Raw genomic sequence first — 10,340 nt, forward strand, 5'->3', positions numbered from 1 at the left:
GCGTATAATCGTCGGCAGCGTCAGATGTGTATAAGAGACAGTCTGGAAGGGGTGGCGATGCCGCCTTCCTTCACCGATCTGGGGCCGGACATCGCCGATTTCGCCGACACCGCGGCGATCATGAGCAACCTCGACCTCGTGATCTCCTCCTGCACCGGCCCGGCTCATCTGGCCGGGGCGCTGGGGGTGCCGGTCTGGGTGGTGCTGCCCCTGTCGCCGGATTGGCGCTGGCTGCTGGGGCGGGAGGACAGCCCCTGGTATCCCACCGCCCGCCTGTTCCGCCAGACGCGCGTCGGCAACTGGACGGAGGTGGCCGGGCGCGTCGCCGACGCGCTGCGTGCCGCGGCTCTTACGACTTGAGAGTGATCGTCGCCTGGGTCATCTCATCGGCGGTGGACACCAGCTTGGAGGCGGCGGAGTAGGTGCGCTGCGCCTGGATCAGCGTGGTGAACTGCTCCTCGATCTTGACGTTGGAGCCCTCGACGCTGGCCGTGCTCAGCGACGCCCCGACGGTCTTCGGCGCGCTGGTGCCGGTCTCGTTGGTCAGATTGCCGAAGGAGTTCAGGCGGATGGCGCCCGAATTGGCGCTGGTCCGGAACATGGTGCCGGACACGCTTTCCAGATCGGTCGGGTTGATCACCGTCGCGTCGGGGATGCGGTAGATGTAGCGCTGCTTTCCGCCCTGGAAGTTGGCGGCGACGAAGCCGTCCTCGGTCAGCTCCGCTCCTTGATAGGTGCCGGCGCGGATGCCGTTGTTGCCCTGGACGATACCCAGATCCATGCCGGCGATGGTGGTGACGGAGTTGGTCATCTTCCCATAGGAGCCGAGATCCAGCGTCGTCTGGGCGAAGTCGCCGCCGGGGTTCAGGGTCAGGGTCGCCGGGCTCCCGGTTGGGCCGCCGGTCAGCGTGCCGTTGCGGGCGAAGTTCAGCGTGCCGAGCGATTGCCAAGTGGTGGGGTCGTTCACGTTGCCGTTGCCCACCGGTTTGCCGTCGGCGCCGACGACTCCGGCGTTGAAGACCTGCCAGGTCGAGGTGCCGTCGTCCGCCTGCCCGGTCTTTAGGAAACGCAGGGCCATCGCCCCGTCGGCGCCGTTCTTGTCGACCATGTTCAGAACGACGCCGGTGGTGTTTGCCGTGGTGATCTGACCGGTCACCGGCTGCTGGTCGTAGGGCAGGTTGAGGTTCAGCGACGCCTGGGTCGAGGCTTCACGGTAGTCCTGCAGCCCGCTCAGCGAGACCGGAGTCATGCTGCTGAGGCTGCCAAAGGAGCCGGAGCCGCTGGCGGGGTCGAGCTTGAAGCCCATCAGCGCCTTGCCGGCGCCGTTCACCAGACGGCCTTCCTTGTCGGGGGAGAAGTCGCCGGACCGCGTCAGGAAGACCGAATCGTCGCTTGTCCGGGCGGTGGTCGCGGTCGTGCCGGCCTGAGCATCCAGGTCCTGGACGAGGAAGAAGCCGTTGCCGACGATGGCCGCGTTGGTGGTGACGCCGGTCTGTGTGACGGTGCCGCCGCTGTGGTCCAACCGCTCGAAAGCGCGCACACCGTTGCCGGGGTCCTTGTTGCCGGTGCGGTCGCTCAGCACGAAGTCGGAGAACTGCGTCTCCGACGCCTTGAAGCCGGACGTGGAGGCGTTCGCGATGTTGTTCGAAATGGTGCCCAGGGCGCGGTTCTGCGCCGTCAGCCCGAGAACGCCATTGTTGAAGATCGTGGTGATGCCCATGGTCCGGCCGCCTCATTCCCATCGACGCACGTCCGTTGGAACGCGCCGCGCAGAGAACTGCAACCGTCGTGCCAGAAAGCGGGGAGCCGCTGAAACAACCCTCTCCCGTGGCGGGGGAGGGATTTGTTCAGGCCGCGGAAACCAAGGGATGGGCAGAAATTTCCCGGCGGAGGCGGCTCCTCACCCTGCGCTGGGCAGCTTTCGCCCACCCGCCGGCCCCCTCACCGGTCTCAATCGACCGGTTCGAACATCTTGGTCTGGGAGTTGATGGCCCACAGGTCGCCGCTGTCCAGGTCGAACCACCAGCCGTGCAGTTCCAGTGTCCCGGCCTCCACCCGCTCGCGGACGAAGGGGAAGGTCATCAGATTGTCCACCGACGTGCGGACGGCGGCGCGCTCGATCACGTCGGGCTTCTGCTGAAGGCGCTCGAACTCGGCCTTGCGCCGTTCCTCGTCGGTGTCTCCCTGGGCGGGCGGGATGTAGGGATCGAGCGCCGCGCTGGCGATGGACACCCAGGGCGACACGAAGTCGTTCTGGTCCGGCTCGCCCTTGCGCAGGCGGATCAGCCCCTGGATGCCGCCGCACAGGGCGTGGCCCAGCACGATGACGTGGCTGACCTGAAGCACCCGCACCGCGTATTCGATGGCCGCCGAGGTGCCGTGGTAGCTGCCGTCCGGCTGGTAGGGCGGGACGAGGTTGGCGACGTTGCGGACGACGAACATCTCGCCCGGCTCCGCCTGGGTGAGCAGCGCCGGATCGACGCGGCTGTCGGAGCAGCCGATCATCAGGATCTTGGGCTTCTGCCCCTCCTCGACGAGCTGGCGCATGCTGTCGGGCCGGCGCTCGTAGTAGCGGGCGCGGAAACCTTTCATCCCGGCGAGAAGCTGACGAATCGGAACGTCCTGGTCGCGGGTGTGTGGCATCGTTCTGATACCCCTCTTCGGTCGGGATTTAGCGGATGCGGTATAGCCCAGGCCGGGTCATGTTTCCAGAACCTCCGCAGGCGCCGGCTCGCCCCAGCGGCGGACGATGCCCGCGTCCAGCCCGAACAGGTCCAGCGCCCGCCCGACGGCATGGTCCACCAGATCGTCGATGGTCTGCGGGCGGCTGTAGAAGGCGGGGACCGGCGGAGCGATCACCGCGCCCATCTCGGCCAGTTGGGTCATGGTGCGCAGGTGCCCCAGATGAAGCGGCGTCTCGCGCACCATCAGCACCAGCGGGCGGCGCTCCTTCAGCGTGACGTCGGCGGCGCGGGTCAGCAGGGTGGAGGTCACGCCCGTGGCGATCTCGCTCATCGTGCGGACGGAGCAGGGGGCGACGATCATGCCCATGGCGCGGAAGCTGCCGCTGGCGATGGCCGCGCCGATGTCGGCGGCGGCGTAGGACACGTCGGCCAGAGCGCGCAGCTCCGCCACCTTCATGTCCGTTTCATGGGCCAGGGTGACCTCGGCGGAGCGGCTGACGACGAGGTGCGATTCGACGCCGATCCGGCGCAGCACGGACAGCAGCCGGATGCCCAGGATCACGCCCGAGGCTCCGCTGATGCCGACGACAAGACGGGAGGGTGCAGTCATGCCGAAGAAGTAGCGCGCGGGCCGGGCGTCGTCCAGAGCGCGGTCCTATGGACCTCTTCACGGGTCCGGCGCCGGGGGCGGAGGGACGGGCCGCACCCGGCGCTTAAAAGCAAAAAGCCCCCCTCCCGCCGGGGGAGAGGGGCCGGTAAGGCGGCGTCAGCGCGCCTCTTCCCGCTCTGAATAAGGCGACTCGTCGCCGTAGCCGTCCTCGCCGTCCTGGGCCTCGCGCTCCTCCTGCGACAGAGGGACGCCGCCGCGGCGGACGGCCAGGGCCAGGGACTCCTCCAGCTCGCGCTGGGTGCACAGGCCGAGCAGAACCGGGTTGCGCGGCTTGATGTTCGGGGCGTTCCAGTGCGTGCGGTCGCGGACCGCCGCGATGGTCGGCTTGGTCGTGCCGATCAGACGGCAGAGCTGGGCGTCCGACAGCTCCGGATGGTGCTTCAGCAGCCAGGCGATGGCGTCCGGCTTGTCGCCGCGCTTGGTGATCGGGGTGTAGCGCGGCCCCTTGGACCGCGCCGCCGGCAGCGGCAGGTCGGGGACCAGCAGCTTCAGGCGCAGATCCTGGTTGCGCTCGCAGCGTTCGATCTCGCCCTTGGTCAACTGACCATTGGCCACCGGGTCCAGCCCGACCATGCCGACCGCCACCTCGCCATCGGCGATGGCCTGGACCTCCAGGGAATGCAGGCCGCAGAAGGCGGCGATCTGCTCGAAGGTCAAGGATGTGTTCTCGACCAGCCAGACGGCCGTCGCTTTCGGCATCAAGGGCAGTGCCATCGTCCCTCCTGACAACTCCAACCCGACCGCACCCGCTGGCGGGTGGCGCGATCGGCCATACTTTACCGGATGGTCCCGAGCTTCGCCCTCCATATAGGGCCGGAACCGGTCGATGTAAGCGTGCTCGGGCAGGCGGCCGGGAAAACCCGGACACCGATCCCTCTGCTAACCGTCTTGGCGCGCTTTAGCAAGCCCACCCGGCTGTCCGGGAACAAGAATGAAGCGAAAAAATTACTTGAAAGGGAATTCCCGGCTGTGAAACCGGGGAATTCCCTTCGCAATCCAATGGATCGCCGGTGCGGCGACGGTCAGCCGCCAACCGTCATGACGATCTTGCCGATGTGCGCGCTGGATTCCATCAGGGCGTGCGCCTCGGCCGCCTGCTCCAGCGTGAAGACCTTGTGGATCACCGGCTTGACCGTGCCGCCTTCCAGGAGCGGCCAGACCTTCTCGCGCAGGGCGGCGGCGATGCGGCCCTTCTCCTCGACCGAGCGGGCGCGCAGGGTGGAGCCGGTGAGGGTCAGGCGCTTGGTCATCACCGGGAACATGTTGATGGAGACCTTCGGCCCCTGGAGGAAGGCGATGGAGACGTGCCGCCCGTCGGGGGCCATGATGCCGATGTCGCGGGCGATGTAGTCGCCGCCGACCATGTCCAGCACCACGTCGACGCCGCGCCCGCCGGTCTCCTTCTGGATGACGGCGGCAAAGTCCTCGGTCTTGTAGTCGATGGCGCGGTCGGCGCCCAGCTCCTCGCAGGCACGGCACTTCTCGGCGCTGCCGGCGGTGGTGAAGACCTTGGCCCCGAAGGCCTTGGCGAGCTGGATGGCCGTGGTGCCGATGCCGCTGGAGCCGCCATGGACCAGCAGCGTCTCGCCGGGCTTCAGCGCGCCGCGCTCGAACACGTTGGTCCAGACGGTGAAGAAGGTCTCCGGCACGGCGGCGGCCTCGACCATGCCATAGCCCTTCGGCACGGGCAGGAGCTGTGGCGCCGGGACCACGCAATACTGGGCATAGCCGCCGCCGGCGATCAGGGCGCAGACCGCGTCGTCTGCGGCCCACTCCGTGACGCCCTCGCCGATGGCGACGACGCGCCCGGCGATCTCCAGGCCGGGCAGGTCGGAGGCGCCCGGCGGCGGGTCGTAGCGGCCCTGGCGCTGCAGCATGTCCGGACGGTTGACGCCCGCCGCCTCCACCGCCACCAGCACCTCGCCGGGGCCGGGCACCGGGGCGGGACGCTGCACGGTGCGCAGGACCTCCGGACCGCCGGGTTGCGAAATCTCGACGCAGGTCATGCTGTCCGGCAGGGCGATGCCCATGGTGTCTTCCCCCATTCCTCGTTGACGCGGTGTCCGCCAATCCGGCTGTCGCCACTCCGGGCGGCCGGGCCGTTTGTGTCCGCAGGCGCCCAAAGTTAGAATTCCGCACCGGCGCTGACAAGCACGCCCCGCCGGCCTTTCCGACGTGCGGGAAGCGGACGGTGCGGGGCAGGGATGCGCGAACGCGGGAGGAGCAGCCCAATGGACATTGACGATCTGGAGCCGCGCAAGGCCAAGCCGGCGCTGAAGGACCTGACCGCGCTGGGCGTGGCGGAGCTGAAGGACTACATCGCCGGGCTGGAGGCTGAGATTGCCCGCGCCCGCGCCGCTATCGCCGCAAAGGAGGCGCAGAAGAACGCTGCCGAAGCCTTCTTTAAGAAGCCGTCCTGACGAACGGAAAAAGCCCCTCGCCCGGGATGGGAGAGGGGCGTCGCTCCGTGAAATCTCAGTCCGCGCCGACCAGATCGCGGTAGCAGTGCCAGGAGGCGTGGCCGATCAGCGGCAGGGCCAGCGCCAGCCCCAGGAAGCCGGTGACCATCCCCGCCGCGGTGAACAGCACGATCAGGAAAGCCCAGCCAGCCATGGTCCGCAGATTCTCGCGCAGCACCGCGACGCTGGTCGCCATGGCGGTGAAGCTGTCCGTCTCGCGGTCCAGCAGCATCGGGATCGACACCACGCTGATGGCGAAGACCGCCGTGGCGATGACGCCGCCGACGATGGTCCCGGTCAGCAGGAACGGGATCGTCTGGGCCGAGAAGAAAATGCGGTCGACGAGCTGGTCGAAGGCCGGCGGCTCGGTCGCGAAGAACAGCGCGAACAGCAGGAAGGCGATGCGGATCCAGGCCAGCATGGCCAGCATCAGCGCCAGCCCGATCCCGGCGATCTGCACGCCGTTGCGGCGGTAGGCCCCGACGACCTTCATCAGGGTCGGCGTCTCCCCGCGCTCCAGCAGGCGGCTGGTCTCGTAGAGGCCGACGGCGAAGACCGGCCCCAGCAGCATGAACCCCGCCGCCATCGGCAGGACCAGATACTGCATGTCCTGCATCGACAGCACGGCCACCAGCGCGAGGCTGGACAGCACCGCCAGCAGGCCATAGGCGGCGCTGATCATGGGGCTGGCGCACATGTCGCGCCAGCCGGCGCTCAGCCACACCCAGGGGCGGTCGACGTCGACGCTGCGGATTCGCGGAAGATAGGATGCCGGCTTGTGGAATTCGGAGGGTTCTTTGCGCCGGACCGGCCGATGGAATTGGGACGCACCGCGGTGAGACGACATGTCGACCATGTTGATGGTCCTCCCCTTTGCCCATTGCGCCTCTCGTGAGGGGGGAGTGTAGCAAAGCGACCCGCTGCGTTCCAGATTGTCTTATGGACGAATTGTTTGAATACCTAATTGTCACAAAAGCGATACCAAAGCATGGGCTTGGCGGTCACTCGCCAGCCTTTTCGCCGCCAGCCTTTTCGCCGTCGACCTTCTTGCCGTCGAGATCCGCCTTGCGGCGCTCGGCGTCCTGACGATCGCGCAGCTTCTCGGCCTTGGTGCGCCCGAAGCGGACACGGTTCTCCTCGGCGGTTTTTTCACGCTCTTCCTTCTGGCGCATCTTCCGGAAGCGGTTCAGGTTCACGACATCGGCCATAGGGCGCGTCTCCTGAGGGCGGGGCATATCGTCTTTTGGACAACTCGGCCGTTGGAATGCCCAAATTGCTTGTTTTCTTTCGGGACGATAGTTTAGCGGAACCCCGTGCCACCCGGAAGACCGGAGCGGGCGCCAGCGGTTCCCGCGGCTTGTGGCGGATATCTTGTGGCAGGAATACGGCGACTTAACAGCCGAACGGTGGGGAAGGCGGGGCAACCGGTGAAGAAACTCCTGATCGCGGCGCTGATTCTATTTGGCCTGCTGGTGGCCGCGGTGCTGATTGTGCCGAGCGTGGTCGACTGGAACGCCTACAAGGCCCAGATCGCGGACAAGGTGTCCGCCGCCACGGGCCGCAAGGTGGAGCTGAGGGGCGACATCGGGCTGTCCCTGCTGCCGGCCCCGGCGCTGACAGTGCGCGACGCGCGGCTGGCCAACGCGCCCGGCGGGTCCGAGGAGGACATGGCCCGCCTGAAGGAGCTAGACGTCCGTGTGGCCCTCGGCCCGCTGCTCGGCGGTCACATCCAGGTGCAGAGCATCAAGCTGATCGACCCGACCTTCCTGTTCGAGACGCTGCCCGACGGGCGCTTCAACTGGGATCTCTCGGGCGCCGACGCCGGCCGTGCGGCGGGCGGCGGACCGGGCGGATCGGGCGATGGGCTGGCCTCGGCGGTCAGCTTCGATCAGGTGACGGTGCAGAACGGCACCATCCAGTACCGCGACGCCCGCACCGGCCAGTCGGAGGTGATCGACCAGGTCGACGCGCGCATCGTCGCCGGCAGCTTCACCGGGCCGTTCCAGGGGCAGGGCAGCTTCCGGGCGCGCGGCGTGCCGCTGCGCGGGGAGATGTTCGTCAGCCGCCTGATCGACGGCGCCGCCGTCCAGGTCCGGGCGGCGCTGTCGATGGCCGATACCGACGCCACGCTGCGCTTCGCCGGAATCGTCACCAACCCGCCGGGCAGCGGCGGCTCGCGCGCCCAGGGCGATCTGCGCGTCGAAGGAAGCGACCTGTCCCGCGCGCTGGCCCTGGTCCGCAAAGGCTCTGCCGCGGGCGAGGACAAGAAGGCGAACGCGTTGCTCGCCCAGTCCTTCGGCATCCGTACGGCGGTCGAAGCGTCCCCGACCGCGGCGAGCTTCACGAATCTGGAGGCGCAGCTCGGCGACACGCGCGCCACCGGCACGGCGACCCTGCGCAGCGGAACGCCGGCCAGGGCGGAACTGACGCTGGCCCTGAACCGGCTCGATCTCGACGCCTGGCTGGACCGCGCGGGCGCCGGCGGTGGTTCGGACGCCGGCGCCCAGCCTGCCGCCCGCAATGGGAACACGGCCAAAAGCGCGCCGCCCAGCGCTCCATCCGGCAGCGCCCCAGCCCCGACCGGCGGCACGACCCCGCCCGGCGGCTTCGCCCTGCCGGACACGCTGGACGCCAAGCTCGACCTCGCGGTGGACGGCATCACTTACAACGGCGGCGTCATCCGCCAGGGGCGGGTGGAGGCCAGCCTGACCGGCGGCACATTGAACATCGACCGTGTCAGCGCGCTGCTGCCCGGCGGCTCCGACATCGTGGCGGCGGGGGAACTGGCGGCGGCCAACGGCCAGCCGAACGTCAATCTGCGGATGGAGGCGAACGCCGACAACCTGCGCGCTGTGCTGGAATGGCTGCGTGTGGACGTCCGCGCCGTTCCGGCAGACCGGCTGCGCCGGGCCTCGGTCGCCGCGCAGTTGCAGGGGCGGCCGGGGCGGCTGGACGTGAACGGGCTGGACCTGCGGGTGGACGCCAGCCGCCTGACCGGCGCCGTCGCCTATGTGGACCGCGGGCGGCCCGCCTTCGGCGCGCGGCTCGACCTCGACCGGCTGAACCTCGACGCCTATCTGCCCCAACCGGGCGGCGATGCGGCGCCCCAGGCCACCCCTGCCGCCAATGGCGTGGGCAGTGGCAACGCCGCGGCTCCCGCTTCCGCCAATGGTGCCACCCAGGCCCCCGCGCGCAACGGGCGCTCCTCGATGACACCGGCCCGGCTGCTGGCCGGTGTCGACGCGAACCTGGAATTGTCGGTCGGGCAACTGACCGTGCGCAACACGCCGGTCCAGGGGCTTCGGCTCGACGCCACCGCCGCGGGCGGAGCCCTGTCCATCAAGGAGGCGACGGTGCAGGACGCCGCCGGGGTGAAGCTCCGCCTGGACGGGCAGATCGCCGGGCTGGAGCCGCTGCGCGGCGCCCATCTGACGCTGAACGCCGAGGCCGCCAGCCTGGAAGGCGTGGCCCGCGCCGTTCCCTGGCCGGAGGGCGCCCCCGCGCCGGAGCGGCTGGGAGCGGTGAAGGCGCAGGTCCGCCTGTCGGGCGACGCCGAGCGTCTGGCGGTCGAGCTGGGGGCTGAGGCGGCCGAAGGCTCGCTGGAGGCGGGCGGCACGGTGCTGAACGTCGAGAAGAACCCGTCCGTCGATCTGAAGCTGCGCGCCAAGCATCCGGAGCTGGCCCGGCTGGCCAGCCTGTTCACCGATAACCCGTCTTCCGGCGGCGCAGTGTCCGGTTCCTACGGCCCGATGGACCTCTACACGGAGCTGGCGGGGACGCGGAAAGCCTTCACGTTGGGCAGCATCCAGGGCGTGCTGGCCGGCGTCACCGTCAAGGGCAAGGCCAGCGCCGACCTGAACGGCAGCAAGCCGCGGGTGGAAGCCGACCTGCAGACCGGCGACCTGGAGCTGGACCGGCTGGCGGCGCTTCCCGCCGCCGCGGCCCGCCCTGCCGGCGCCACTTCTCCGGCGGCCGTGGCGTCGCCGGGCGCGCCCCCCGCCGCGACGGGGGATTTCAGCGGGCTGCGCCGCTTCGACGGGCGTTTCGCGCTGACCTCATCCGCTCTCGTCAAGGGCGGCACGCGGATCGAGAATCCGGCCCTGCGCGCCACCGTGACCAACGGCGTGCTGACGGTGGAGCGGTTCGACGGCACCCTGATGGGTGGCCAGCTCGGCGCCACCGGGCGGCTCGCCGCTCCGGGCAATCAGACGCCGACCGCCGAGGCCACCATCACCCTGTCCAAGGCCAAGCTGGCCGAGGCGGTGGGCGGCGGCCTGGCCGGCGGAGCGCTGGAGATCGCTGGGGGCGTGCTCGACGCCGAGGCCAATTTGACGACCAGCGGGGCCGGCGGCGACGCCATGCTCAAGGCGCTGGCCGGCCAGGGCCGGATCAGCGCCCGTGACGGTCTGCTGCGAGGCTTCGACCTCGGCGCCCTGCGCGACCGGCTGACCAAGCTGGAGCGTCCGCAGGAGCTGCTGGGCGCCGTGACTGTCTCTTATACACATCTCCGAGCCCACGAGACTATAA

10 protein-coding genes are annotated in these 10,340 nt (G+C 69.3%); 3 read left to right on the forward strand and 7 right to left on the reverse strand.

Going from position 1 to position 10,340, the window contains the following annotated elements; all coding sequences use genetic code 11:
* Positions 1-360, forward strand: a 360-nt coding sequence (locus Q4I23_RS25825) for a glycosyltransferase family 9 protein (protein WP_498528107.1), incomplete at its 5' end; no start/stop codon positions are given.
* On the opposite strand, the gene Q4I23_RS25830 is transcribed toward Q4I23_RS25825, so the two are convergent.
* From Q4I23_RS25830 to Q4I23_RS25850, 5 genes are all read right to left on the reverse strand, one after another.
* A complete protein-coding gene (locus Q4I23_RS25830) occupies positions 350-1,720 on the reverse strand; it encodes a flagellar hook-basal body complex protein (RefSeq protein WP_498528108.1) in 1,371 nt (456 codons plus the stop codon). The two genes, Q4I23_RS25825 and Q4I23_RS25830, sit on opposite strands and share 11 nt — an antisense overlap.
* A 230-nt stretch (positions 1,721-1,950) precedes the next feature.
* A complete protein-coding gene (locus Q4I23_RS25835; protein ID WP_014239916.1) occupies positions 1,951-2,643 on the reverse strand; it encodes a carbonic anhydrase in 693 nt (230 codons plus the stop codon).
* A gap of 57 nt (positions 2,644-2,700) precedes the next feature.
* Positions 2,701-3,294, reverse strand: coding sequence for a UbiX family flavin prenyltransferase (locus tag Q4I23_RS25840; protein WP_041810970.1), 594 nt, complete (start codon positions 3,292-3,294; stop codon positions 2,701-2,703).
* A gap of 156 nt (positions 3,295-3,450) precedes the next feature.
* A complete protein-coding gene (locus Q4I23_RS25845) occupies positions 3,451-4,068 on the reverse strand; it encodes a DUF1013 domain-containing protein (RefSeq protein WP_237903946.1) in 618 nt (205 codons plus the stop codon).
* 308 nt (positions 4,069-4,376) lie between these two features.
* Entirely contained in the window at positions 4,377-5,384 is a 1,008-nt protein-coding gene (locus Q4I23_RS25850) for an NAD(P)H-quinone oxidoreductase (protein WP_014239920.1), read from the reverse strand.
* Positions 5,385-5,585: 201 nt separating this feature from the next.
* On the opposite strand from Q4I23_RS25850, the gene Q4I23_RS25855 reads away from it, so the two are divergent.
* A complete protein-coding gene (locus Q4I23_RS25855) occupies positions 5,586-5,774 on the forward strand; it encodes a DUF1192 domain-containing protein (protein WP_454018006.1) in 189 nt (62 codons plus the stop codon).
* A 55-nt stretch (positions 5,775-5,829) separates the two neighbouring features.
* On the opposite strand, the gene Q4I23_RS25860 is transcribed toward Q4I23_RS25855, so the two are convergent.
* Both Q4I23_RS25860 and Q4I23_RS25865 read right to left on the reverse strand, forming a co-directional pair.
* A complete protein-coding gene (locus tag Q4I23_RS25860; protein WP_454018007.1) occupies positions 5,830-6,669 on the reverse strand; it encodes a DUF2189 domain-containing protein in 840 nt (279 codons plus the stop codon).
* Positions 6,670-6,814: 145 nt separating this feature from the next.
* A complete protein-coding gene (locus Q4I23_RS25865; RefSeq protein ID WP_498528109.1) occupies positions 6,815-7,021 on the reverse strand; it encodes a DUF4169 family protein in 207 nt (68 codons plus the stop codon).
* 219 nt (positions 7,022-7,240) lie between these two features.
* Between Q4I23_RS25865 and Q4I23_RS25870 the strand changes: the two genes are divergently transcribed.
* Positions 7,241-10,340 (forward strand): AsmA family protein (locus tag Q4I23_RS25870; protein ID WP_498528110.1); only part of this gene is annotated, 3,100 nt, incomplete at its 3' end.

The sequence above is a fragment of the Azospirillum sp. UFLA03-27 genome (assembly GCF_059803775.1).